We start from the raw sequence: 23,702 nt of genomic DNA, 5'->3' as shown, positions 1-23,702 counted from the left end.
CAGGCTCACATACCCCTGGTTCCGCTCGGAATCGGCACGGCGGCTGCGCCAAGATCCCTCCGACGACAAGACCCCGCCACCCAGGCGGGGCGGTCCCGGCGGACGCCGAACCCTGCCGCCGCCGGGATGCCGGGTCGACTTGAGTGCAACGGCAGGGATGGAGGACCCAAGAGTGGTGGGACGACCAAGAGTAGTGCGGTCGGCCCTTGGGGTGAAGCCGTTGACAGCGGCCGGGCAACCTTCGCCTGCCCGAACCCGACAGGTCATCCTTCACAGGCGGCTGACGAAGGGTTAGCGCATGGGCGCGCACAAACGTCCGTCAAAGCTGTCCAGGGCCGGTGCAGCATCGGCCCTCACTCTCGCCGCCGTCGGAGCCACCGTGCTGGCTCCGGGCGGCGCGGCAGAGGCGGAGGCGTCTACCGTCTCCACCCAGGCACTGCGGATCGCGGCCTCGAAGCAGGGCTCCCCCTATCAGTGGGGGGCGACCGGACCCCACCGGTTCGACTGCTCGGGCCTGACGCTCTACTCCTTCAAGGGGGCCGGGAAGTCCCTGCCCCGCACCGCCGCCCAGCAGTACAACAGCACCCGCCACATCCCCCGCTCCGCACGCGAACGCGGCGACCTCGTCTTCTTCGTCTCCGGGCGCGGGATCTACCACGTGGGGATATACAACGGGGACGGCCGCATCTGGCACGCACCCAAGACGGGCGCGGTCGTCCGCCTGGAGCGGATCTGGACCAGCAGCGTCCTCTACGGCCGGGTCGGCTGACCCGGCGTCACCGGCCCGCCCGGAGACCCCGGAAGGCTGCCCGGTGACGTGATCCCCGCACGACTCGCAACTCCCCGCACGAGGGCCCGAAGAGGCCCGAGGCCCCCCGCACCCGGGTGCGGGGGGCCTGGCCGGCCGGAGGGGAGTTCAGCGCTCTGCGCTGACCGGCGCGGTCCAGGGGAGGGAGATCCACACCGTCTTGCCGCCGTCGGAGGTCGGCGTGCAGAACAGCCGCCCCCCGTGCTCCGCGGTGAGACAGCGGATGATCACCATGCCGCGGCCGTTGTCCTGCTGGACCGCGGCGGGCAGCCGCCGGGGGAAGCGCGGGTGGCTGTCCGTGACGCCGATGCGCAGCTGCTGATCGCGGTCGAGGCGGACGTCCACGGTGAAGGTGGGCGACTGGCCCCGGGTGTGCTGCACGGCGTTGGTCGCGAGCTCGGAGACGATCAGGCGCACGGTCTCGGAAGTGTCCGTCCCGCCCGGAAGCCCCCAGTCCGCCAGCACCTCCGCGACGTAGCGGCGCGCCGTGGAGACCGAGGCGGGGGCGCTCGGCAGCGTGACGGTGGCTTCTTGGTGGTCTGCCATGGCGGTGGCCCTTTCAGCCGAGGTCCCGCCGAGACCGGACTTCCGGTGCACTGCCGCGGAAAACCGGGAAGCGTGCCGTAAGTCGTGGGGGGCATGAGCGGCCTCGGACGGCTCTGCGCGACAGACTGCCACTGATAACGCCTGTGATGGGAGCGATCCCCCAAGATATGCATATATCTGTCGCCCGAAGCAGTGAACTCTACGACGAGCGACCGGATTCACGCGGCACACTGGGCTATTGACACTGACGTATGACAACGACAGTGACCCAGGGGAGGGCCAATGCGGTACGGACCGGCGGTACGCCGCCGCAAGCTGGGGGCGGAGCTGCGCCGCCAGCGCGAACTGGCCGGGCTGACGAGCCTGGAGGCCGCGCGCGCGGTGGGCTGGCACCAGTCGAAGGTCAGCCGGATCGAGACGGGCAGCAGTGGCGTGAAACCGGCGGACGTGGCCCGGCTGCTGGACGCCTACGGGGTCACCGACGCCGAGCTGCGCGCGCTGCTGGGGGCGCTGTGCGGCGCGGGGTCCCCCGAACCGGGCGAGGGCGCGGGTGCCCGGCGCGGCTGGTGGTACGCCTACCGCGACCGGCTGCCGCCCGCCTATCTCGACTTCATCAGCCTGGAGTCGGAGGCCTCGCGGTTAAGCACCCTGGAGACCACCGTGGTCCCCGGCCTGCTGCAGACGCCGGACTACGCCCGCGCCGTGACCCGCGCGGCCCTCGGCGACCCCGCGCCGGAGCAGGTCGAGGAGCTGGTGCGGGTGCGCCTGGCGCGCCAGGCGGTGCTCCGGGGCGAGCAGCCGCTGGAGGTGTGCGCCGTGCTGGACGAGGCGGTACTGCGCCATGAGGTCGGCGGACCGGAGGTCATGGCCGGGCAGTTGCGGCACCTGGTGGAGACGGGATCGCTGGGACACGTGCGGCTGCACGTCCTGCCCTTCTCCAGTGGCGGCCATATCGGCATCACCGGGCCTTTTGTTATTTTCTCATTTCCGCGCATTGCTGATCTGGACGTGGTTGTTCTCGACCACTTGACGAGTAGCCTCTACCTGGAGCGGAAAGAAGACCTCCGGGCGTACGGCGCGGCCTTCACGACGCTGCGCGCACACGCCCTCTCGCACGAGAAATCGCTGGAATTCATCGCCGGGATCAACGACGGCGCGTAAGGAGGCACCATGTCCGCAATGCCTCGGTACGTACCCCACCGTTCCACCCCTGCAGCGCTTTCCCTGCTCCGTGAGGCTCCATGGCGGCGCAGCAGTTACAGCACCGGATACAACAACTGCGTCGAGACGGCCGGACCGCTCCCCGGCCGCCTCCTCGCCGTGCGCGACTCCAAGCGGGCGGGCGGCCCCGCGCTCCTCTTCCGCTCCGCCGCGTGGACCTGCTTCGTCGAGGGGCTGCGCGACGGCGGGCCCGACCCGCTCTGACCCGGTAGGACTCCTTCTCTCAGGCGGCCGGCGCGGTCCGTACGATCGCGTCGGCCGCGGCCGTCACCTGCCGGTCCGACAGATCGGCCCGGGCGGTCAGCCGCAGCCGCGAGACGCCGTCCGGCACGGACGGCGGCCGGAAGCACCCGACCGCGATCCCCGCCTCCCGGCAGTCCGCCGCCCACCGCACCGCCGCCTCCGGTGAGGGGGCCCGTACGGAGACCACCGCCGCGTCGGGCCGTACCGCCGCGAAGCCCGCCGCCACCACCCTGCGGTGCAGCTCGGCGGCGATCTCCCGGACCCGCCGCGCCCGCTGCGGCTCGCGGCGCAGCACCGTCAGGGCCGCCAGCGCAGCGCCGGCCGCCGCCGGTGCGAGGCCGGTGTCGAAGATGAACGTGCGGGCGTTGCTCACCAGGTGCCTGATCACCCGCTCCGGGCCGAGCACCGCACCGCCCTGGCTGCCCAGCGCCTTCGACAGCGTCACCGTGGCGACGACGTCCGGGGCGCCCGCCAGCCCCGCCGCGTGCACCGCGCCCCGGCCGCCCTCGCCGAGGACGCCGAGCCCGTGCGCGTCGTCCACGAGCAGGGCCGCGCCGTGTTCGCGGCACGCCCCGGCGAGCGCGGGCAGCGGGGCGGCGTCGCCGTCGACGGAGAAGACGGAGTCGGTGACGGCGAGCGCGCGTCCGCCGTGTGCCGCGAGGGTCTTGCGGACGGCGTCCGGGTCGGCGTGCGGCACGACCGCCTTCTCGGCGCGGGCCAGCCGGCAGCCGTCGATCAGGGAGGCGTGGTTGCCCTCGTCGGAGACGAGCAGGGCCGGACCGCCGGCGTCGGGCCCGGCGAGCGCGGTGACGGCGGCAAGGTTGGCCGTGTAGCCGGAGGAGAACACGAGCGCGGCCTCGAAGCCGCAGAAGGCGGCGAGCTCCTCCTCCAGCCGGGCGTGCAGGGCGGTGCTGCCGGTGACCAGACGGGAGCCCGTCGCCCCGGCGCCCCACCGGCGGGCGGCCTCGGCCGCGGCCTCGGTGACCTCCGGGTGGCGGGTGAGGCCCAGGTAGTCGTTGCCCGCCAGGTCGGTCAGCGGCGAGTCCGCGGGGCGGGGCCGCAGGGTCCGTACGAGCCCGGCCGCCAGGCGCCGCTCGTGGTGCGCGTCGATCCAGGCGAAGGGGTCCCGGAGGGCGGGCCGGGGCGTGTCCCGGGTCGAGTCCTGAGGCATGCGGCCGTCCTTCGCGTTCCAAGGGGCTGGGGGCCGGTTCTGTGGAGCCCGGATAGAACCTCTGTAGAACGTAGCGGGCGTCACACCTGGTCAGGGTGTGGCAATACACACACATCAATCCGCCGGAGTTGTGCGATCCCTACCTTGGCCCGGGGTACGGCCGTGAGCGAGGATCACCGCCATGGACCTGCTGAACACGCTGGTGGACAAGGGGCTGCGGCGCGAGCTGCCGACCCGCGAAGAGGCGCTCGCCGTGCTGGCGACGTCCGACGACGACCTGCTCGACGTGGTGGCCGCGGCGGGCAAGGTACGCCGCAGGTGGTTCGGGCGCCGGGTGAAGCTCAACTACCTGGTCAACCTCAAGTCCGGGCTCTGCCCCGAGGACTGCTCGTACTGCTCGCAGCGGCTCGGTTCGAAGGCCGGGATCCTCAAGTACACGTGGCTCAAGCCGGAGGACGCCTCCAAGGCCGCCGCGGCCGGTGTCGCCGGCGGGGCGAAGCGGGTCTGCCTGGTCGCCAGCGGGCGCGGGCCCACGGACCGGGACATCGACCGGGTCTCCAGGACCATCGAGGCGATCAAGGAGCAGAACGAGGACGTCGAGGTGTGCGCCTGCCTCGGACTGCTCTCCGCGGGCCAGGCCGAGCGGCTGCGCGCCGCCGGCGCCGACGCCTACAACCACAACCTCAACACCTCCGAAGCCACCTACGGCGAGATCACCACCACCCACACCTACGCCGACCGCGTCGACACCGTGCAGCAGGCGCAGGCCGCGGGCATGTCCGCCTGCTCCGGGCTGATCGCGGGCATGGGCGAGAGCGACGAGGACCTCGTCGACGTCGTCTTCTCGCTGCGCGCGCTGGACCCCGACTCGGTGCCGGTCAACTTCCTCATCCCCTTCGAGGGCACGCCGCTGGCCAAGGAGTGGAACCTCACGCCGCAGCGGGCGCTGCGCATCCTCGCGATGGTGCGGTTCGTCTGCCCGGACGTCGAGGTGCGGCTGGCCGGCGGGCGCGAGGTGCACCTGCGCTCGATGCAGCCGCTCGCCCTGCACCTGGCCAACTCGATCTTCCTCGGCGACTACCTCACCAGTGAGGGTCAGGAGGGCAAGGCCGACCTGGACATGATCGCGGACGCCGGCTTCGAGGTGGAGGGCGCCGGCACGACGACGCTGCCGGCGCACCGGGCGGACGTCGCCGCCGCGGAGGCCGCCGGTTCCGGTTGCGGCGGGGGTTCGTGCGGGCCCTGCGGGGACGGCGGCGCCCCGGCCGCGGCGGCGCCCGAGGCCGAGGTCACGGCCGGCGTCGCGCCCGAGGCCGTCGCCGGCCAGGAGGCCCGTACGGACCTGGTCGCCGTGCGGCGCCGCGGCGCGGGGACGGACCTGCCCCCCAATGCCTGAGCCGCTCACCCCCGGCGAGCTCCTCGCCCTCGACCGGCAGCACGTGTGGCACCCCTACGGTCCGATGCCCGGCCGCCAGGAGCCGCTGCTCGTGGAGTCCGCGTCGGGGGTGCGGCTGCGGCTCGCCGAACCGGTCGACGGCGTGCACGAGTTGATCGACGGGATGTCGTCGTGGTGGTCCGCCGTCCACGGCTACAACCACCCCGTCCTCAACGAGGCCGCGCGCGAGCAGCTCGGGCGGATGAGTCACGTGATGTTCGGCGGGCTCACCCATGAGCCCGCCGTGCGGCTGGCCGCCCGGCTCGTGGAGATCACCCCCGAGGGGCTGGAACACGTCTTCCTCTCCGACTCCGGCTCGGTGGCCGTCGAGGTCGCCGTCAAGATGTGCCTGCAGTACTGGCGCTCGGCCGGCCGCCCCGAGAAGCGGCGGCTGATGACGTGGCGCGGCGGCTACCACGGGGACACGTGGCAGCCGATGGCCGTGTGCGACCCCGACGGCGGGATGCACGAGCTGTGGTCCGGGGCGCTCCCGAAGCACGTCTTCGCGGACGTGCCGCCGGCCGTGGCCAGCGGTGCCGAGGTCGTCCGGGCCTACGCGGCGCACCTGCGCGGGACGATCGCGGCCCACGCCCACGAACTCGCGGCGGTCATCGTCGAACCGGTGGTGCAGGGTGCGGGCGGGATGCGCTTCCACGATCCCGTGTTCCTGCGGGTCCTGCGGGAAGCGTGCGACGAGCACGACGTGCTCCTCGTCCTCGACGAGATCGCCACCGGCTTCGGCCGCACGGGCCGGCTCTTCGCCGCGGAGCACGCGGGCATCACCCCCGACGTGATGTGCCTGGGCAAGGCGCTCACCGGCGGGTACCTCAGCATGGCGGCGACGCTGTGCACGGCGCGGGTCGCCGACGGCATCTCGCGCGGCGAGGTGCCGGTGCTCGCGCACGGGCCGACGTTCATGGGCAACCCGCTCGCCGCGGCGGTGGCGAACGCGTCGATCGACCTGCTGCTGGAACAGGACTGGCAGACGGAGGTCAAGCGCATCGAGACCGGGCTGCGCGACGGCCTCGCCGAGGCGGCCTCGCTGCCGGGCGTCCGGGACGTCCGGGTCCTCGGCGCGATCGGCGTCGTCCAGCTCGACCACGAGGTGGACGTCGCGGCGGCGACGCGCGCGGTGGTCCGCGAGGGCGTGTGGCTGCGTCCGTTCCGGGACCTGCTGTACGTGATGCCGCCGTACGTCACGGGCGACGAGGACCTGGCCCGGGTGTGCACGGCGGTGCGCGCGGCGGCCGTGGTCGCCTGACGGCCGCACCTCGTTCGACGGTTCGCCCGGCGGCCCCCTGCCCAACGGGCGGCCGGGCCGTTCGGCACCGCCGGGTTCCACGGTCGTGGCCGAGCACCGCGTGTGGTCGCCCGTGCGAGTCCTCGGCAAGAACCTTCCTCAGTGACCACGAACGGAGACACCGAACACCATGGCAGTACTGATCGTCACAGGCACCGGGACCGAGATCGGGAAGACCGTGGTCACCGCTGCCGTCGCGGCGGCGGCGCGGGCAGCGGGCCGTTCCGTCGCCGTGCTCAAGCCCGCGCAGACCGGTGTCGCCCCGGGCGAGCCCGGTGACGTCGCCGAGGTGCGGCGGCTCGCGGGGAGCGGGGTGACCGGGGAGGAGCTCGCGCGGTTCCCGGAGCCGCTCGCGCCGGGTACGGCGGCGGCCCGGGCCGGCCTGGCCCCCGTGCGCCCGCCGCAGATCGCGGAGGCGGCCTCGCGGCTGGCGGAGGGCCACGACCTGGTCCTCGTCGAGGGCGCCGGCGGTCTCCTCGTCCGCCTGGACGAGGAGGGCACGACCCTCGCGGACGCGGCCCGGCTGCTGGACGCCCCGGTCCTGGTGGTCACGCAGGCCGGCCTCGGCACGCTGAACGTCACCGAGCTCACCGCGGAGGCCCTGCGCGCGCGGGGCCTGCGCTGCGCGGGCACAGTGATCGGCAGCTGGCCGGCCGCCCCGGACCTGGCGATGCGCTGCAACCTCGCCGACCTGCCGGAGGCGGCCGGCGCCCCGCTGCTGGGCGCCGTCCCGCAGGGCGCGAGCGCCCTCGCGCCGGAGGCGTTCCGGGCGGCGGCCCCCGGCTGGCTGGCGCCGGAGCTGTCCGGCACCTGGGACGCGGCCGGCTTCACGGCGGCCCACCGCTGACCCCGCCCTCCCCGGCCGCCCCACGCACCCCTCCCGCCCCAACTGCCGCGACCGCAGCGGACATTGCGGCGCGCCGACGGTGCGGGCCGGTCCGGCCGGGGAACAATCGCGGTAGCCGTCGTCCCCGGAAAGGGGTGTGCCATGCCGCCGCTTCGGAGCACCAGGTTGCCGCACGACGCCGTGCACCATCCTGTCTTCGCGCGCTTCTACGCCAAGGTGAGCCCGATCATCGACGAGCGGGCGGGGATCGGGGAGCACCGGCGCGAGCTGCTGGCCGGCCTGTCGGGGCGGGTGATCGAGATCGGCGCGGGCAACGGCCTGAACTTCCCGTACTACCCGCCGACGGTCTCGGAGGTCGTGGCGATCGAGCCCGAGCGCGGGCTGCGCAGGATCGCGGTGGAGGCGGCGTTCCGGGCGGGCGTCCCGGTGGACGTCGTGCCGGGCGCGGCCGAGGCGCTGCCGGTGAAGAGCGAGGCGTTCGACGCGGCGGTGACCTCGCTGGTGCTGTGCTCTGTACGGGACGTGCGGCGCGCGCTGGCGGAGCTGCGGCGGGTCCTCCGGCCGGGCGGCGAGCTGCGGTTCTTCGAGCACGGGCGGGCGGAGGGCGTGGCGCTCGCGGTCACCCAGCGGGCGCTTGACCGCACGGTCTGGCCGGTGCTGTTCGGCGGGTGCCACACGGCGCGGGATCCGCTGGCGGCGATCGAGGCGGCGGGGTTCGAGCTGGGGGCGTTCAGCCGGCTGCGGGTGCCGCAGAGCCGGGTGCCGACCCCGGCCTCCCCGTGCGTGCTGGGGGTGGCCAGACGGCCGGCGGCCCCGCCGGAGGCGGCGGACGCGGTCGACGGGCACGCGTGAGCGCCTGGCCGCCGCCCGCGAAGGAGCCGCCCACGCCCCGGACCTGAGCGAGGCGCCGGCCCTGGAGGCGTTCGCACCGGTGATCGGGGAACTCCGGTGGGGCGTACACTCCCCCGACCACTCCGGAGCTCCGTCCGGATCATTGCTTTGCCCATCCTTTACCATGGATGGGCAAAGGCCCCGTTCAACGTGAAAGGTGTGAGCGTCCGCCCATGGGCGAGCCTCCCAGTAGTCCCCGCAGTCGACATCGCGCGGTCCCCGCCCCTTCGTCCGACCATGGGACGGAGGTGAACCGATGACCGAGGTAGTCCTGCTGGTGGTCGCCCTGCTGCTGACGCTGGCCTGTGCCGTCTTCGTCGCGGCGGAGTTCTCGCTGACCACGGTCGAGCGCGCCGACCTCGAGCGCGCCGCGGAGCGGGGCGAGCGCGGCGCGGCCGGCGCCGTCGAGGCCGTGCGCAGCCTCACCTTCCAGCTCTCCGGCGCCCAGCTCGGCATCACCGTGACCGGCCTGATCATCGGCATGGTCTCCAAGCCGTCCATCGCGGCGCTGCTCACGGGCCCGATGAAGGCCGTGGGCCTCGGCGCCGCGGCCTCCTCGACCGCCCTGGTGCTGGCCACGGTGCTGTCCACCGTCGTGCTGATGGTGGTCGGCGAGCTGGTCCCGAAGAACTGGGCGATCTCGCGCCCGCTGCCGGTGGCGAAGCGGGTCGCGGGTCCGCAGCGCGCCTTCTCCGCCGCCTTCCGCCCGCTGATCCGGCACCTGAACAACACCGCCAACCGCACCCTGCACCGGATGGGCCTGGAGCCCGCCGAGGAGCTGGCCTCCGCGCGCGGCCCGCAGGAGCTCGCCGCGCTCGCCCGGCACTCCGCCAAGGAGGGCGCCCTGGAGGCGGACACCGCCGAGCTGTTCGTGCGGACCCTGAACCTCGCCGGGCTGACGGCGGAGAACGTGATGACGCCCCGCGTCCAGGTCACCGCCCTCGACGCCCAGGCCAACGCCGAGGACGTCGCGAACGCGACCCGCGCGACCGGCCTGTCGCGCTTCCCCGTCTACCGCGGAAGCCTGGACACCGTCATCGGCGTCGCGCACATCAAGGACGTGCTGGCCATACCCGCCGACCGCCGCCACCGCCACCCGGTCACCTCGATCCTGCGCGAGCCGCTGCTCGTGCCGGAGTCGCTGACCGTGGACCGGCTCCTGGACCGGCTGTCGGGCAAGCGCACCATGGCCGTCGTCATCGACGAGTACGGCGGCACCGCCGGCGTCGTCACCCTGGAGGACATCGTGGAGGAGGTCGTCGGCGAGGTCCGCGACGAGCACGACCCCCACGAGGTGCCCGACATCGCCCCCGCCGGCACGGACGCCGGCGGCCGGCCGCTGTACGACGCGGACGGCGCGGCGCGCACCGACCAGCTGGAGATCATCGGGCTGCGGGCGCCGGACGGCCCCTACGAGACGCTGGCCGGTCTCGTGGCCACCGAGCTCGGCCGCATCCCCCTGCGGGGCGACACCGTGGAGGTCGCGGGCTGGCGCATCGACGTCGTCGACGCGGCCGGCCACCGCGCGGCCCGCGTGCGCCTGACCGGTCCGCCCGCGGACGCCGGCAGCGGCGCCGAGGTGCGCGAGGAGGCCGGCCGATGACCTTCGTGCAACTGCTCATCGGCCTGGCGACGCTCGTCGTCAACGCCTTCTTCGTGGGCGCGGAGTTCGCCCTCATCTCGGTGCGCCGCAGCCAGATCGAGCCGTACGCCGACCGGGGCGACCGGCGCGCCCGCAGCGTCCTGTGGGGCCTGCGGCACATCTCGGCGCTGATGGCCGCGGCCCAGCTCGGCATCACGCTGTGCACCCTGGTCCTGGGCGTCGTCGCCGAGCCCGCGATCGCGCACCTGCTGGAGCCGGTCTTCGACGCGCTCGGCGTGCCGCACGGCCTGGTCCACCCGGTGTCGTTCGTCATCGCGCTGGCCGTGGCGACGTACCTGCACATGCTGTTCGGCGAGATGGTGCCCAAGAACATCGCGCTCGCCGAGCCGGTGCGCAGCGCCCTGCTGCTCGGCCCGCCGCTGGTCACCCTGGCGCGGGCGCTGCGCCCGTTCGTCTTCGCCATCAACGCCTTCGCCAACGGCCTGCTGAAGCTGCTGCGGGTGGAGCCGAAGGACGAGGTGGCGGCGACGTACTCGGACGACCAGCTCGCGCGGATCGTCGCCGACTCCAGCGCGGCAGGCCTGCTCGACTCCCGGGCCACCGAACGGCTGCGGGACGCCCTGGTGCTGGGCAAGCGCCCGGTGAAGGACGTGGTCACGCCCGTCGAGCGGGTGGTCTCCGCGCCGCTCGGCATCACCCCCGAGGGGCTGGAGCAGCTGTCGGCCGAGTCCGGCTTCTCCCGGTTCCCGGTGGTGGACGCCGCCGGCCGGATCCTGGGCTACCTGCACGTGAAGGACGCGCTGGACGCCCGGCCGCGGGACTTCCCGTTCCCGCTGCAGCGGATGCGCCGGATCGCGACGGTGCGCGCGACGACGCCGCTGGACGACGTCATCACGGCGATGCGCGGCACCGGCACCCACCTCGCGGCGGTGATCGGCGAGGACGGCCGGCCGGCCGGACTGGTCACGCTGGAGGACCTCCTGCGCGAGCTGGTGGGCCGCCCGGCGCAGTGACGCGCCCCGGCTCCGCTCCCCCGCCCCCGTCCGGCAGTGCCCGGGCGGGGGCGGGGCGGTTCGCGGCGGAGGAGTAGGATCACCCGCGCCATGCAGATGAATGTCACGTACACCAGCTTTGTCGCGGTCGGGGACTCCTTCACCGAGGGCATGTCCGACGGACTGCCGGACGGCTCCTACCGCGGCTGGGCCGATCTGCTCGCCGCGCGGCTGGCCGCCCGCACCCCCGGCTTCCGCTACGCCAACCTCGCCGTGCGCGGCAAGCTCATCGGCCAGATCGCCGACGAGCAGTCCGCTCCGGCCGCCGCGCTGGGCGCGGATCTGGTCACCCTGGTCGGCGGCCTCAACGACGTGCTGCGGCCCAAGTGCGACGTGGACGTGGTGTGCGCACGGCTGGCGGAGGCCGCGGACCGGCTGGCGCCCAGCTGCAAGCAGCTGGTGCTGATGCGCAGCCCGGGTCGGCGCGGCCCGGTCCTGGAGCGGTTCCGCCCCCGCATGGAGCAGCTGTTCTCCTTCGTCGACGAGCTGGCCGAGCGGCACGGCGCGCTGGTCGTGGACCTCTTCGGCGCCGAGGTGCTGGGCGACTCGCGGCTGTGGGCCGACGACCGCCTGCACCTGAACGCCGAGGGCCACCGGCGGGTGGCCGAGGCCGTGTGGCAGGCGCTCGGCCACGAGGCCGGGTCCGACTGGCGCGCTGCGCTGCCGCCGGCCGTGCGCCCGGGCTGGGCGTCCCGGCGCGCCGCCGACGCCCGCTTCACCCGCGAGCACCTCGTGCCGTGGATCGGCCGGCGCCTGACGGGCCGCTCGTCCGGGGACGGGCGGACGGGCGCGCACTTCAGCGCCGATGCGGGCAAGGCGTTCTGGGTGACGCCGCCGGCGGGCGGGGCGGGGCCCGGCGAGGTGACGGCCTGGCTGCGGGCCGAGGGCTAAGACCCTCAGCCAGGCCGGCGCCGGTGACCGCGGGGGCTACGAGGCGCTGTTTCCGATCAGCCGGTGCAGCGAGGCCTTGAGCGCGTCGACGAAGGCGTCGCGCGTCCGCGGGGCCACGAGGTCGAGGGACAGGTAGGGGTTGAGGTCCTCCAGCTCGACCAGCAGGAGCTCGCCCTCCGGGGTGCGGCAGGCGTCCACGCGCTGGATGCCGTGCTCGATGCCGTTCCAGTCGATGAAGCGCTGCGCGAAGGCCAGGTCCTCCGCGGTGGGCTCGTACGGTTCGAGGACCCAGCGCCGGGCGGGGTCGGGTGCGTGGAGGGCGTACTGGAAGGCGTCGTCGACGAAGCAGAACGAGACCTCGTAGCGGAAGTGGATGCGGGGCTGGACGAGGACGCCGTCGTAGTCGACGTCCGCGAGCTCCTCGCGCGGGACGAAGCGCAGGCCTATGGAGTCGGCGCCGAGCTTGGGCTTGACCACGTACTCGGCCACGTCGGGCAGGCGGCCGGCGTCCTCGGCGCGGTCGGCGGTCGGGATGACGGGGTGGCCCGCCGCGCTGAGGTCCGGCAGGTACTGCTTGCCGGCCATGTCGGCCTTGCCCGTGAGCTGGTTGTAGACGAGGACGCCGTCCTTCTTCGCCCGCCGGGCGAAGTCGTCGTAGGCCTCCTGGTAGTGCAGCACCGGCCCGCTGTTGCGGACCACGACCGCGTCGAAGCCGGTCATCAGGGCGGCGGCGTCGAGCGGGTGGCACAGTGCCACGTCGAAGTCCTCGCGCAGCCGGGAGGACAGGAAGATGTCCTCGTCGCAGTATCTGCGTCCCTTCGCCGGGTAGGCGAGGTCGGTGACGTAGAGGACGCGGGGCCGGACGGACGGCATGGGGCTCTCCTGGTGCGTTGACTGCCCACGGGCGGTCCACCCGATGATATCCGTGCAGGTCAGAGCCGGTTCCTCGGGTCCCGCCCGGCCCGGGGGCCGGGCGGGGTCCGGTCAGCGCGTGGCGTCCAGGATGACTCTGGCCACCAGGGCCGGGTCGTCGTTCATGGGCACGTGCCCGCAGCCGGGCAGCCGGACCAGGCGGGCCCCGGGGATGACCTTCTTGGCCCGGACGCCCTGGCGCCGCAGCAGCAGCCGGTCGCGCGTGCCCCAGGCGATGGTGACGGGGACGTCCGTGACGTCGTGCGTGAACAGGATGCCGCGGCCGGCCTCCAGCGTGGGGGCGAAGCCGGTGCATTCGCGCAGCGCACGCGTCTCGGCCATCACCGCGTCCGGCGAACGGCGGCCGGGGCGGGCGTAGATGGTGCCGGCCAGCGCCGCGCGGCCGGCGGCCGTGCGGGCCAGCCGGGCGACGGTCCGCGGGGGCAGCGAGTCGGCGCCGCGCTTCATGCCGCGCAGCACGCCGAAGGCGTAGCGGCGCTCGCCCGCGGTCCAGAAGCCGGCGGGGGAGATCGCCGTCGCGGAGCGCACGAGCTTCTCGTGCGCGAGCTGCAGGGCCAGCAGTCCGCCGAGCGAGTTGCCGGCCACGTGCGGCCGGTCGAGGTCCAGCGCCTCGAAGAGCGCTCCGAGGACGGGGACCACGCCGCGCAGGTCGTAGGCCATGCCGTCCGGCAGGGCCGGGGAGTCGCCGAAGCCGGGCAGGTCGACGGCTATGACGTCGCGCTCCGCGGCGAGGATGCCGGCGACCGGGTCCCACGCCTGCAGGTGGTGGCCGATGCCGTGCAGGAGCACCAGTGGCTCCCCGCCGCCGAGCCGTTCGTAGGACACCTCCGCGCTCCGCCGTCCGGTGGGGGTGTCGATGGGGAAGACGACCGTGTCGGCCATGGGTGGCTCCTCGTCATCCTGGGGTGCCGGTGAGGTATTGAGACAGGATGTCAGTAAGAGTTACCGCGGGGTAGACCTTGTGCGAGTCCTGTACGGCGGTGCTCCGAGAGCGAGTTCACATGGACAAGCCCCACCGGGTCCGCTGGGATGGACCGGTGACCGCACCCGACTCCGCATCCGACGCCGCACTCGACGCCTTCGAGGAGCACCGCTCCGTGCTGACCGGCGTCGCCTACCGGATGCTCGGCCGCGTCGCCGACGCCGAGGACGTCGTCCAGGAGGCCTGGCTGCGCTGGTCCGGCGCCGCCCGCGAGGACGTGCGCGACCCCCGCGGGTACCTCGTGCGGGTCACCACCCGGCTGGCGATCGACCGGCTGCGCCAGGTGCAGGCGCGGCGCGAGGCGTACGTCGGCCCCTGGCTGCCCGAGCCGATCGCCACCGACTACGGCCCGGCCGTCCCCGACACCGCCGAGCAGGCGGTCCTGGCGGACTCCGTGTCCCTGGCCGTGCTGGTGGTCCTGGAGTCGCTCTCCCCGCTGGAGCGCGCGGTCTTCGTGCTGCGGGAGGCGTTCGGCTTCCCCTTCGGCGAGATCGCCGTGACGCTCGACCGCTCGGAGGCGGCCGTGCGCCAGCTCGCGGCCCGTGCGCGCCGCCATGTCGACGAGCGCAGGCCGCGCTTCACCGTGGACCCGGCCGAGCAGCGCGACCTCACCGAGAAGTTCCTCGCGGCGGCCACGGGCGGCAGCATCGGGAACCTGCTGGAGCTGCTCGCGCCCGACGTGCGGCTCGTCGGCGACAGCGGCGGCAAGTCCAAGGCCCCGCTGCGCGTCATCGAGACGGCGGACAAGGTCGGGCGCTTCCTGTACGCGGTGGCGCAGCAGCCCCTGCCGGGGCTGGAGACCCGCTTCATGGAGATCAATGGCCGCCCGGGCCTCCTCGTCCTGTCCGGGGGACGCCCGGACACCGCCTTCAGCCTGGAGGTGGCGGACGGCAGGATCACGACGGTCTACCTGGTGCGCAACCCCGACAAGCTCGGAGGCCTGGCGGGCTAGCCGGTACGGCCGGTCGGCTACAGGCCGCCGGCCACCCGCAGCACCGCTCCGGTGGTGTACGAGGCGTCGGGCGAGAGCAGCCACGCCACCGCCGCCGCGACCTCGTCGGGCTCGCCGGGGCGGCCCATCGGCACCCGGCCGGAGTTGCGCCACGGCCGCTCCGGGTCGCCCATCGCCGCGTGGATGTCCGTGACGATCATCCCGGGCTGTACGGAGTTGACGCGGACGCCCTCCTCGGCGAGCTCCTTGGACAGGCCCATGGTCATCGCGTCGACGGCGGCCTTGCTCGCCGCGTAGTGGACGTACTCCCCCGGGCTGCCTAGGGTGGCCGCGCCCGAGGAGATGTTCACGATCGCGCCGCCCCGGCCGCCGTGGCGGGTGGACATCTCCAGGGCGGCCCGCCGGGCGCAGATCAGAGCGCCCGTCACGTTGACGTCGACGACCCGCCGCATCCGTTCCACGGGCGTCTCGGTGAACCGGCCGAGCAGGCCGGTGACGCCCGCGTTGTTCACCAGCCCGGTGACCGGGCCCAGTTCCGCCCGCACCGTGTCGAAGAGGGCGTCCACCGCGCTCTCCACGCTGGTGTCGGCCTGGACGGCCACGCATCCGACGCCTTCGGCGCGCACGGCCCGGGCCGTCTCCTCGGCGGCCCCGGCCGCCCGTTCGTAGCCGATGCCCACGCTGTGGCCGGCGCGCGCCAGCCGCACCGCGACGGCCGCACCGATCCCCCGGCTGCCTCCCGTGACCACCGTGACCTGGCCCATCGCCCCTCCGCTCGCTCGTCCGGGCCCCTACGCACGTGCGCCGGGGCCCATGGGCGACGACCGTAGCCGAAGGGCTCGAAGGGATCGCGTACCGGGCCGTTAATCGGGGCATTGGTCTTGACCAAGTCCGGGCACCGTCCTATGGTCGCCATACTGCAACAACCTTTAATAAAGAAGCGCGCAAAATGCTTTGCGGAGGATCAGGGTGGGGACCACGCAGCTCGAAACGGTGCCGGAGCCGAAGTACTGGCACCTGAAGACCGTGCTCAGCGAGGCGCTCGACTCCGAGTTCGCGGTGGGTGAGATCCTGCCGAACGAGCGGGAGCTCGCCGCCCGGTTCGGCGTCGCACGGGCCACGCTCCGGCAGGCGCTCGAACAACTGGAGCTCGAAGGGCGGCTGCAGCGCCGCCGCGGCGTCGGCACCACCGTCGCCCCGCCCCGCGTGGGCGTGGCCGTCGGAGAGGCCGAGGACGCCTGGCCGGGCGCCGCCACGGATTCCTGGCAGGCCGTCGACTGCCAGGAGACGGCGCCGCCCGCGGCCGTCGCCCGGCTGCTCGGCACGGCCGCCGGCCAGACGGTGCACACCGTGCGCCGGATCCGCCGGACGCACGGCCAGCCCGTGGCCGCCGAGCTGCTGTACGTGCCGGGGTCGTCCGTTCCCGGCCTCGCCGCGATCGACGCCGCGCCGGGCGCCGCCCGCGCCCGCACGGTCCTGCGCGAGCTGCAGCGCCTCGGCCTGGAGGGCCAGGACTGCGCGGTGGAGCTGGGGTCGGCCCGCGCCGAGGACGCCAAGCAGCTCGACCGGCTGCCCGGCGCGCCCGTCCTCCTCGTCACCACGCGCTACTTCGCCGAGGGCGCCACGGCGGCCGTGGCCGTCGCCACCTACCGTGCGGACACCTGCCGGCTCACGTTCGGCGAGGCCGGGGTGCAGCTCCTGGCCGCGGGCTGAGCGAGCGCCTCCGGCGGTCCGCGCCGGTCACGACGGGCTCGCGTTCCGCCGGTCCCTCGCCGCGGCGTGGCGACGGCCGTCACGGGCCCCCGAGGTGAAGCCGCCGCAGCGGCGCTCATCCGCGACGTGGCGCGCCCCGGCGGTGCCGGACCGCGGCACCGCCCGGCGAGGAACCGCCGCACAAGCACGGGCGGGGTGCTCCCCACCGCCCCGCTCGCCGCTCACCTCCGCGCGGTGACCGTGCTCTCCACGGCGAACAGCTGCTTCTCCACGTGGTCGAGGGCCAGACGCAGCGCGCCCGTGGCGACCGCGGCCTCGCCCAGCATCGACTGCACCACCTGCGGCGGCCGGAGGCAGTAGCGGGCCAGCTCCCTCCGCAGCGGCTCCAGCACTCCGCTGATCCCCGCCGCCCAGCCGCCGACGACGACCATCTCCGGATCCAGGGCCAGCACCAGCGCGGCCACGTCGTGCACGAGCCTGCGCATGAAGCGCTCCACGGCCGCCGCGGCCTGCTCGTCGCCCTCGCGCGCCAGCGCGAAGACCCGTGCCACCTGCGCCTCGTCCAGCGGGTGCAGCGGCTCCCCCGTCGTGGACAGCACCTCTTCCGGGGTCGCCTCCCGGCCGAGCAGGTGCAGGGCGCCGATCTCGCCGGCCGCGCCCCCGAAGCCCCGGTGCAGCCGCCCGCCGATCAGCGAGCCGGCCCCCGGGCTGAGCCCGGCCAGGACGAAGACGACGTCGTCCGACCCGGTGGCGGCGCCCTTCCAGTGCTCGGCCACCGCGGCCGCGTTCGCGTCGTTCTCCACGAGGACCGGGCAGCGGAACGAGCGGCGCAGCCGCTCCCCGAGCGGCAGGCCGGTCCAGCCCGGCAGCGCCGTGCCCAGCCGGACGGTGCCGTCGGCCTCCACGATGCCCGGGCTGGCCACGCCGACGGCCCGCAGCCCGCTGCGCGGCACTCCGGAGCGCGCGAGCAGATCGGCGACCGCGTCCCGCACCCGGTCCAGCCGCTCGTCCGCCGGGGCGGTCTCCGGCACGTCCAGGGACGCCGAGCCCATGACCCGGCCGCTCAGGTCGGCCATCAGGGCGGCGATCCGGTGCGGCCCGATCTCGATGCCCAGCAGGTGGCCGGCCTCCACCCGGAAGCGGAAGCGGCGCGCGGGGCGGCCCTGGCGGCGCGCCTCGCCCTCCCCTGCGGGTGCCTCCACCACCAGGCCGGACTCCATCAGGCCCTCGATCACGCCCTCCACGGTCGGCCGGGACAGGCCGGTGACCTTGACCAGGTCGGTGAGGGTGGGCGCGGTGGACAGCGGGGACGCGGGAGAGACGGCCGTGCGGAGCGCGTGCAGGACCACGGCCGAGTTGATCCGCCGCAGCAGGGACGGGTCCCCGCCGGTGAGCCGCCCCAACGTTGCCGCCTCCTCGCTTTTGCGCATCCTTTGCTTACTGGCCGGATCGTATCGGGTGCGGTGACCGGCGGCGAGCCTCGGGACTCACCCGGGTGTGACGAACCCCGACTCGTACGCGGCGATCACCGCCTGGGTGCGGTCCCGCGCCCCCAGCTTCGCCAGCACCGCGCTGACGTGCGTCTTCACCGTCTCGGAGCCGAGCAGCAGGGCGGCCGCGATCTCCGCGTTGGACAGGCCGCGGGCCATCTGGCGCAGCACTTCCGCCTCACGGGCCGTCAGGGCGGCCTTCTCCATCGCCGCCCTGGCCCGCTCGTTGCCTCGGTGCGCCGCGATCTCGCGCAGCACGGCCGGGAACAGCAGCGAGTCGCCGGCGGCGACCGTGCGGACCGCATGGACGATCTCGGCGGGCGCGGCGCGCTTGAGGAGGAAGCCGTCGGCGCCGGCGCGCAGCGCGTCGTAGACGTACTCGTCGTTCTCGAAGGTGGTCACGACCATGATCTTCGGCGGCGGCTGCACCGTGCGCAGGACGGCCCGCGTCGCCTCGATGCCGTCCAGCAGCGGCATTCGTACGTCCATCGCGACGACGTCCGGCCGCAGCTGACGCACCATCGGCACCACGGCCGCCCCGTCGGCGGCCTCGCCCGTCACCTCGATGTCGGGCTGCGCTTCGAGGATGGCGCGCAGGCCCGCGCGGACGAGCGGCTCGTCGTCGACCAGCAGAACAGTTATCGGCACCGGTTCACCCTAGGCGCTCAGCGGGAGCACGGCCCGCACCCGCCAGGCGCCCTCGTGCACCCCGGTCTCCGCGTGGCCGCCGAGCAGGGCGGCGCGCTCGCGGATGCCCCGCAAGCCGCTGCCGGTGCCGCTGACGGCGCTGCCCGCGGCTCCGGGGAGGGGGTTGCGGATGTCCAGCTCCAGGGCGTCCGCGCGGACCGTTATGCGCAGCGACACCGGCATGGGGCCCGCGTGCCGCACCACGTTGGTGAGCGCTTCCTGGGCGATGCGGTAGCCCTCGCGCGAGACCGGGCCCGGCAGGGCCTCCAGGGCGCCGCTGACCTCGGCGGTGACCTCGGTGCCGGAGCCCCGGGCGGCGGTCAGCAGCCGCTCGATGTCGGTCAGGGCGGGACGTCCCGCCACCGGTCCGGACGCGTCCTCGCGCAGGACCTTGAGGACGCGCTCCAGGTCCTCCAGCGCGTGCCGGCCCGTCTCCTCGATGGCCGCCAGCGCCTTGTCGGTGAACTCGGGCGAGCCTGCGGCGCGCGCCGCGCCCGCCTGGAGCACGGCGACCGTGAGCGCGTGTCCCACGGAGTCGTGCAGCTCCCGGGCGAGCCGGTTGTGTTCCAGCAGGCGTTCCGTGCGCTCCTCCAGCGCGGCCAGGCGCTGGGCCGCCGAGGGGCCGAGGAGCGCCTGCGCGGCGCGCGCCGTCACCTCGCCCGCGACGACGACGAAGGCCAGGAGCAGCGCCAGGGCCGCCAGGGCCACGAGCGCGTACCACCAGTGGCCGCCCCGGGGCTTCCACAGGGACAGCACGCTCTCGGGCCGCCCGCCGCACGCGGCGCTGATGAGGTTCACCGCGAGCGTCGGCGTGTGCACCGAGAAGAAGGCCGTCAGCGTGCCCAGTTCGTAGCGCAGGACCAGCCACAGCACCGTGCGACGGCGATCGCTCCACGAGGCCGAGGGCGCGGGTGTGAAGTCCGGCTCCCGGCCGTCCTGGCGGGCCGGATGGAGCAGCAGCTGCGCCTGCATGCCCTCCGAGAGCCGCACCCCCGGGACGGTGCCGGCCGCCACCAGCAGCGGCAGCGGCGCCACGAGCAGCCAGGCGCCCGCGAGGGTGTCCATGTTGGCGAGCCCGGGGACCACGAAGGCGAAGACCGTGGCGACGACCATCGCCATCACCAGGTGCAGCCAGCGGGTGTACGTGACCGCGCGGGTCACCGGGCGCAGGGGAGCGATCATGACGGCATCCTCCCAAGTCCGCCCTGGTGACGGCCTCCCCCGCGTGGGGGAGACGGTCCCCACGCGAGGGGGAAGTGCCGTCTGCGGCCGGACGCGAGTCTTGAGCCATGACCTCGATAGAGATCCGTGAACTCACCAAGCGGTACGGCCCGGTGTGCGCCCTGGACGGGCTCACCGTGACCGTCCGGCCGGGCCGGGTGACCGGCTTCCTGGGCCCCAACGGCGCCGGGAAGTCCACCACGATGCGCATGGTCCTCGGCCTCGACCGGCCCACGTCCGGTGCGGCCCTGGTCGGAGGCCGCCCGTACGCCTCGTTCGCCGAGCCGCTGCGGCACGTCGGCGCGCTGCTGGACGCCTCGGCCGCCCACCCCGGCCGGACCGCACACGACCACCTGCTCACCCTCGCCCTCGCCAACCGCATCCCCGCCCGCCGCGTCGGCGAGGTGCTGGAGGAGACGGGCCTGGCGTCCGCGGCGCGGCGCCGCGTGCGGACCTTCTCCCTGGGGATGCGGCAGCGCCTCGGGCTGGCCGCGGCGCTCCTCGGCGACCCGCCCGTGCTCCTGCTCGACGAGCCCGCCAACGGCCTCGACCCCGAGGGCATCCTCCAGCTGCGCCGGCTGACGCGCCGCCTGGCTCAGGAGGGGCGGACCGTCCTGATCTCCAGCCACCTCATGAGCGAGATGGCGCAGACCGCCGATCACCTCGTCGTGCTCGGGCGGGGCCGGCTGCTCGCGGACGCCTCCCTGAGCGACTTCGTCGGCGGGAGCGCCTCCCTGGAGGAGGCCTACTTCGCCCTGACCGACGGCTCCGCCGAATTCACGCACCAGGAAGGCACGCCCTCATGAACGTCCTCGCGCCCGTCCTCCGCTCCGAGTGGGCCAAGATCCGCTCGGTGAGGTCCCTGCTCGTCGCCCTGTCGGCCGCCTTCGTCGCCTCCGTCGGAGTCACCGTGCTGGTGCATGCGATGGTCGGCAGGGCCGAGGCCGACGAGGCGGACTTCGAAGCGGTGTACAGCTCGTACTTCGGCCTCAACTTCGGGCACATCGCCGCCGTCTGCTTCGGTGTGATGGCGGTGGCCGGGGAGTACGCGGGCGGCGGGATCCGCCTGTCGCTCGCCGCCGTCCCGCGGCGCGGCGTGTTCTGGGCGGGCAAGCTGCTCGTCCTGGGCGCCGCCGCCCTGCCGGTGGGGCTGGCGACCGGCTTCGGCTGCTTCCTCGGCGCCCAGGTGCTGCTGGGCGAGTACGGCGTGGGGCTGGGGACCCCCGGCGCGCTGCGGTCGGCGGTCGGCTGCGGCGTCTACCTCGCGCTGCTCACCGTGTTCTCGGCCGGGGTGGCCGCGGTGGTCCGCAGCCAGGTCGGGGCGCTGTCGGTGCTCACGCCCGTGGTGTTCCTGATCTCGCCGGTCTTCGCGGGGGTCTCCGGCATCGGGAAGGTGGTGGCCTTCCTGCCGGACCGGGCCGGGCAGCAGATCCTGCACCCGGTCCCCGAGGGCCCGCTCGGGGCGTGGTCGGGGCTGGGCGTGATGGCGCTGTGGACGGCGCTCGCGGCCGCGGCGGGCTGGTGGTCCCTGCACCGCCGCGACGCGTGACCCCTCCGGGGAGGCCGGCCGGTGCGCGCCGGAGCCGGTGCCGCGGCGCCGTACGGGGCGGGCGGCCGGGCGGGAGCCGGCGGGTGCGGCAGCGCCCGGGCTCAGCTCTCGCTCTGGGCCGCCGCCCGCAGCCGCGCGTACTCCTCGGCCATCTTCGGCAGCGGCCAGTGGGCGTTGAGGCCGCTGGGGTTGGGCAGGGCCCAGATGCGGGTGGTGCCTATCGTCCGCTCCTGCGGGCCGATCTTCGCGTGCTTGTCGGCGAACGCGACGCGGTAGGCGGTCACCCCGACGACCGCGAGCCAGCGGGGCTTCAGCAGCTCCACCTTCTCCGTCAGGATGCGGCCGCCCTCGACGTACTCCGCGGTGCTCAGCTCGTCCGCGCGCGCCGATGCCCGGGCGACGACGTTGGTGATGCCGAGCCCGTAGCCGAGCAGTTTCTCCTGCTCGGCGGGGCGCAGCTGCCGCGGCGTGAAGCCCGAGGCGTGCAGGACCGGCCAGAAGCGGTTGCCCGGGCGCGCGAAGTGGTGGCCGGTGGCGGCCGACATCAGGCCGGGGTTGATGCCGCAGAAGAGAACGCGGAGGCCGTCCGCGACCACGTCGGGGACGAGGCGGTCGCGGGCGGCCTCCAGCTGCTCCGGTGTCAGAGGATCGCCCCCGGCGCGTACGCCGCGGCCTCCGGGTGGCGCTTGGCGATCTCCTCGATGCGGGAGACCACCAGGGCGGCCTGGTCGGCCGCGGCGCCGGTGAAGGACAGCTTGTCGGCCATCAGGGCGTCCAGGCCGGCCCGGTCGAGCGGGATGCGCTCGTCGGCGGCGAGCTTGTCGAGGAGCTCGTTGCGCTCGGCGCCCTGCTCGCGCATGGCCAGCGCGGAGGCCACCGCGTGCTCCTTGATCACCTCGTGCGCGACCTCGCGGCCGACGCCGGCGCGCACGGCCGCCATGAGGACCTTGGTGGTGGCGAGGAACGGCAGGTAGCGGTCCAGCTCGCGGGCGACGACCGCGGGGAAGGCGCCGAACTCGTCGAGGACCGTCAGGAAGGTCTCCATGAGGCCGTCGAGCGCGAAGAACGCGTCCGGCAGGGCCACGCGGCGCACCACGGAGCAGGAGACGTCGCCCTCGTTCCACTGGTCGCCCGCGAGCTCGCCGGCCATGGAGGCGTAGCCGCGCAGGATGACCATGAGGCCGTTGACGCGCTCGCAGGAGCGGGTGTTCATCTTGTGCGGCATGGCGGACGAGCCGACCTGGCCGGGCTTGAAGCCCTCGGTGACCAGCTCGTGCCCGGCCATCAGCCGGATGGTCTTGGCGAGCGAGGACGGCGCGGCGGCCAGCTGCACCAGGGAGGTCACGACCTCGTAGTCCAGGGAGCGCGGGTAGACCTGGCCGACGGAGGTGAAGGCCTGCGCGAAGCCGAGGTGGTGGGCGATGCGCCGCTCCAGCTCGTCCAGCTTCGCGGCGTCCCCGCCGAGCAGGTCGAGCATGTCCTGGGCGGTGCCGACGGGGCCCTTGATGCCGCGCAGCGGGTAGCGGCCGAGCAGCTCCTCCAGGCGCGCGAAGGCGACGAGCAGCTCGTCGGCGCCGGTCGCGAAGCGCTTGCCGAGGGTGGTGGCCTGGGCGGCGACGTTGTGCGAGCGGCCGGCCATGACCAGCTCGGCGTTCTCCGCGGCGAGCTTCCCGAGGCGGGCGAGGACGGCCACGGACCGGTCCCGGACGAGCTCCAGGGACAGCCGGATCTGCAGCTGCTCGACGTTCTCGGTGAGGTCGCGGGACGTCATGCCCTTGTGGATGTGCTCGTGGCCGGCGAGGGCGTTGAACTCCTCGATGCGGGCCTTGACGTCGTGCCGGGTGACCTTCTCGCGCTCGGCGATCGAGGCGAGGTCGACCTGGTCGAGCACCCGCTCGTAGTCGGCGAGGGCTGCGTCCGGCACCTCGATCCCCAGGTCCTTCTGCGCGCGCAGCACGGCGAGCCACAGCCGCCGCTCCAGCGTCACCTTGTACTCGGGGGACCACAGGACGGCCAGCTCGGCGGAGGCGTAGCGGCCGGCCAGGACATTGGGGATGCGGGGCTTCACAGACACGCTGCCGAGTCTACTGTCGGTTGCTGCAGACTCCGGCACGGGGCTCGTTCGTAGCTTGCTACGAGAGCGGCTCCGGGGGCGTGCCCGGCGGCC

At 74.3% G+C, this 23,702-nt stretch carries 24 protein-coding genes and 1 riboswitch; of the genes, 14 read left to right on the top strand and 10 right to left on the bottom strand.

Annotated features, from left to right (window positions below; translation table 11 throughout):
- The first annotated feature begins 109 nt into the window (after positions 1-109).
- Positions 110-294, top strand: a riboswitch (cyclic di-AMP (ydaO/yuaA leader).
- A 4-nt stretch (positions 295-298) separates the two neighbouring features.
- The gene (locus ACFPP6_RS23900; RefSeq protein WP_382045862.1) at positions 299-769 is read left to right on the top strand and encodes a C40 family peptidase; all 471 of its coding nucleotides are present in this window, start codon (positions 299-301) and stop codon (positions 767-769) included.
- A gap of 147 nt (positions 770-916) precedes the next feature.
- Here the strand turns inward: ACFPP6_RS23900 and ACFPP6_RS23895 are convergent, their stop codons facing one another.
- Positions 917-1,354 carry an ATP-binding protein gene (locus ACFPP6_RS23895; RefSeq protein WP_336013110.1) on the bottom strand — a complete coding sequence of 146 codons (438 nt, stop codon included), beginning with the start codon at positions 1,352-1,354 and terminating at the stop codon, positions 917-919.
- Between the two features lie 282 nt (positions 1,355-1,636).
- On the opposite strand from ACFPP6_RS23895, the gene ACFPP6_RS23890 reads away from it, so the two are divergent.
- Together ACFPP6_RS23890 and ACFPP6_RS23885 are read left to right on the top strand one after the other, a co-directional pair.
- Positions 1,637-2,515, top strand: coding sequence for a helix-turn-helix domain-containing protein (locus ACFPP6_RS23890; RefSeq protein ID WP_382045859.1), 879 nt, complete (start codon positions 1,637-1,639; stop codon positions 2,513-2,515).
- 9 nt (positions 2,516-2,524) lie between these two features.
- Positions 2,525-2,779: a DUF397 domain-containing protein gene (locus ACFPP6_RS23885; RefSeq protein ID WP_382045856.1), complete on the top strand. Its 255-nt coding sequence runs from the start codon at positions 2,525-2,527 to the stop codon at positions 2,777-2,779.
- A 19-nt stretch (positions 2,780-2,798) separates the two neighbouring features.
- On the opposite strand, the gene ACFPP6_RS23880 is transcribed toward ACFPP6_RS23885, so the two are convergent.
- Positions 2,799-3,989: an 8-amino-7-oxononanoate synthase gene (locus ACFPP6_RS23880; protein ID WP_382045853.1), complete on the bottom strand. Its 1,191-nt coding sequence runs from the start codon at positions 3,987-3,989 to the stop codon at positions 2,799-2,801.
- 181 nt (positions 3,990-4,170) lie between these two features.
- On the opposite strand from ACFPP6_RS23880, the gene bioB reads away from it, so the two are divergent.
- From bioB to ACFPP6_RS23845, 7 genes are all read left to right on the top strand, one after another.
- Entirely contained in the window at positions 4,171-5,385 is a 1,215-nt protein-coding gene (gene bioB, locus ACFPP6_RS23875; RefSeq protein ID WP_382045850.1) for a biotin synthase BioB, read from the top strand.
- Entirely contained in the window at positions 5,378-6,685 is a 1,308-nt protein-coding gene (locus ACFPP6_RS23870; protein ID WP_382045847.1) for an adenosylmethionine--8-amino-7-oxononanoate transaminase, read from the top strand. Before bioB ends, ACFPP6_RS23870 begins: the two co-directional genes overlap by 8 nt.
- Positions 6,686-6,854: 169 nt before the next feature.
- On the top strand, positions 6,855-7,571 hold the full coding sequence (gene bioD / locus ACFPP6_RS23865) for a dethiobiotin synthase (RefSeq protein WP_382045844.1): 717 nt from the start codon (positions 6,855-6,857) through the stop codon (positions 7,569-7,571).
- Between the two features lie 141 nt (positions 7,572-7,712).
- Positions 7,713-8,423, top strand: coding sequence for a class I SAM-dependent methyltransferase (locus ACFPP6_RS23860; protein WP_382045841.1), 711 nt, complete (start codon positions 7,713-7,715; stop codon positions 8,421-8,423).
- Positions 8,424-8,718: 295 nt separating this feature from the next.
- Positions 8,719-10,065, top strand: coding sequence for a hemolysin family protein (locus tag ACFPP6_RS23855; protein WP_382045839.1), 1,347 nt, complete (start codon positions 8,719-8,721; stop codon positions 10,063-10,065).
- On the top strand, positions 10,062-11,078 hold the full coding sequence (locus ACFPP6_RS23850) for a hemolysin family protein (RefSeq protein ID WP_382045836.1): 1,017 nt from the start codon (positions 10,062-10,064) through the stop codon (positions 11,076-11,078). The genes ACFPP6_RS23855 and ACFPP6_RS23850 overlap by 4 nt, the downstream gene beginning before the upstream one ends.
- A 90-nt stretch (positions 11,079-11,168) precedes the next feature.
- The gene (locus tag ACFPP6_RS23845) at positions 11,169-12,008 is read left to right on the top strand and encodes an SGNH/GDSL hydrolase family protein (protein WP_382045833.1); all 840 of its coding nucleotides are present in this window, start codon (positions 11,169-11,171) and stop codon (positions 12,006-12,008) included.
- 36 nt (positions 12,009-12,044) lie between these two features.
- Here ACFPP6_RS23845 and ACFPP6_RS23840 read toward each other — a convergent pair whose 3' ends face one another.
- Together ACFPP6_RS23840 and ACFPP6_RS23835 are read right to left on the bottom strand one after the other, a co-directional pair.
- A complete protein-coding gene (locus ACFPP6_RS23840) occupies positions 12,045-12,881 on the bottom strand; it encodes an ATP-grasp domain-containing protein (protein WP_382045831.1) in 837 nt (278 codons plus the stop codon).
- A 111-nt stretch (positions 12,882-12,992) separates the two neighbouring features.
- Positions 12,993-13,823 carry an alpha/beta fold hydrolase gene (locus tag ACFPP6_RS23835; protein ID WP_382045828.1) on the bottom strand — a complete coding sequence of 277 codons (831 nt, stop codon included), beginning with the start codon at positions 13,821-13,823 and terminating at the stop codon, positions 12,993-12,995.
- Positions 13,824-13,942: 119 nt separating this feature from the next.
- On the opposite strand from ACFPP6_RS23835, the gene ACFPP6_RS23830 reads away from it, so the two are divergent.
- The gene (locus ACFPP6_RS23830) at positions 13,943-14,875 is read left to right on the top strand and encodes an RNA polymerase sigma-70 factor (protein ID WP_382045825.1); all 933 of its coding nucleotides are present in this window, start codon (positions 13,943-13,945) and stop codon (positions 14,873-14,875) included.
- Positions 14,876-14,892: 17 nt separating this feature from the next.
- Here ACFPP6_RS23830 and ACFPP6_RS23825 read toward each other — a convergent pair whose 3' ends face one another.
- Positions 14,893-15,639, bottom strand: a complete 747-nt coding sequence (locus ACFPP6_RS23825) for an SDR family oxidoreductase (RefSeq protein WP_382045822.1) — start codon at positions 15,637-15,639, stop codon at positions 14,893-14,895.
- Positions 15,640-15,844: 205 nt separating this feature from the next.
- Between ACFPP6_RS23825 and ACFPP6_RS23820 the strand changes: the two genes are divergently transcribed.
- Positions 15,845-16,588, top strand: coding sequence for a GntR family transcriptional regulator (locus tag ACFPP6_RS23820; protein ID WP_382045819.1), 744 nt, complete (start codon positions 15,845-15,847; stop codon positions 16,586-16,588).
- A gap of 221 nt (positions 16,589-16,809) precedes the next feature.
- On the opposite strand, the gene ACFPP6_RS23815 is transcribed toward ACFPP6_RS23820, so the two are convergent.
- From ACFPP6_RS23815 to ACFPP6_RS23805, 3 genes are all read right to left on the bottom strand, one after another.
- The gene (locus ACFPP6_RS23815; RefSeq protein ID WP_382046219.1) at positions 16,810-17,991 is read right to left on the bottom strand and encodes an ROK family protein; all 1,182 of its coding nucleotides are present in this window, start codon (positions 17,989-17,991) and stop codon (positions 16,810-16,812) included.
- A gap of 84 nt (positions 17,992-18,075) precedes the next feature.
- Positions 18,076-18,726, bottom strand: a complete 651-nt coding sequence (locus ACFPP6_RS23810; protein ID WP_382045816.1) for a response regulator transcription factor — start codon at positions 18,724-18,726, stop codon at positions 18,076-18,078.
- Between the two features lie 9 nt (positions 18,727-18,735).
- Positions 18,736-19,947, bottom strand: coding sequence for a sensor histidine kinase (locus tag ACFPP6_RS23805; protein WP_382045813.1), 1,212 nt, complete (start codon positions 19,945-19,947; stop codon positions 18,736-18,738).
- 107 nt (positions 19,948-20,054) lie between these two features.
- On the opposite strand from ACFPP6_RS23805, the gene ACFPP6_RS23800 reads away from it, so the two are divergent.
- Complete coding sequence (locus ACFPP6_RS23800; protein ID WP_058041451.1) at positions 20,055-20,792, top strand: ABC transporter ATP-binding protein; 738 nt, start codon at positions 20,055-20,057, stop codon at positions 20,790-20,792.
- On the top strand, positions 20,789-21,535 hold the full coding sequence (locus tag ACFPP6_RS23795; protein WP_382045809.1) for an ABC transporter permease: 747 nt from the start codon (positions 20,789-20,791) through the stop codon (positions 21,533-21,535). The genes ACFPP6_RS23800 and ACFPP6_RS23795 overlap by 4 nt, the downstream gene beginning before the upstream one ends.
- 101 nt (positions 21,536-21,636) lie before the next feature.
- Here the strand turns inward: ACFPP6_RS23795 and mug are convergent, their stop codons facing one another.
- Positions 21,637-22,179, bottom strand: coding sequence for a G/U mismatch-specific DNA glycosylase (mug, locus tag ACFPP6_RS23790; protein ID WP_382046216.1), 543 nt, complete (start codon positions 22,177-22,179; stop codon positions 21,637-21,639).
- Positions 22,176-23,609: an adenylosuccinate lyase gene (gene purB, locus ACFPP6_RS23785; RefSeq protein ID WP_382045806.1), complete on the bottom strand. Its 1,434-nt coding sequence runs from the start codon at positions 23,607-23,609 to the stop codon at positions 22,176-22,178. Before purB ends, mug begins: the two co-directional genes overlap by 4 nt.
- Positions 23,610-23,702 lie beyond the last annotated feature (93 nt).

This window comes from Streptomyces aureoversilis (assembly GCF_042657885.1).
Taxonomy (GTDB): Bacteria; Actinomycetota; Actinomycetes; order Streptomycetales; family Streptomycetaceae; genus Streptomyces; species Streptomyces aureoversilis.
Note: the sequence above shows the minus strand (reverse complement) of the source record. Positions and strands in the feature narration are given on the sequence as shown.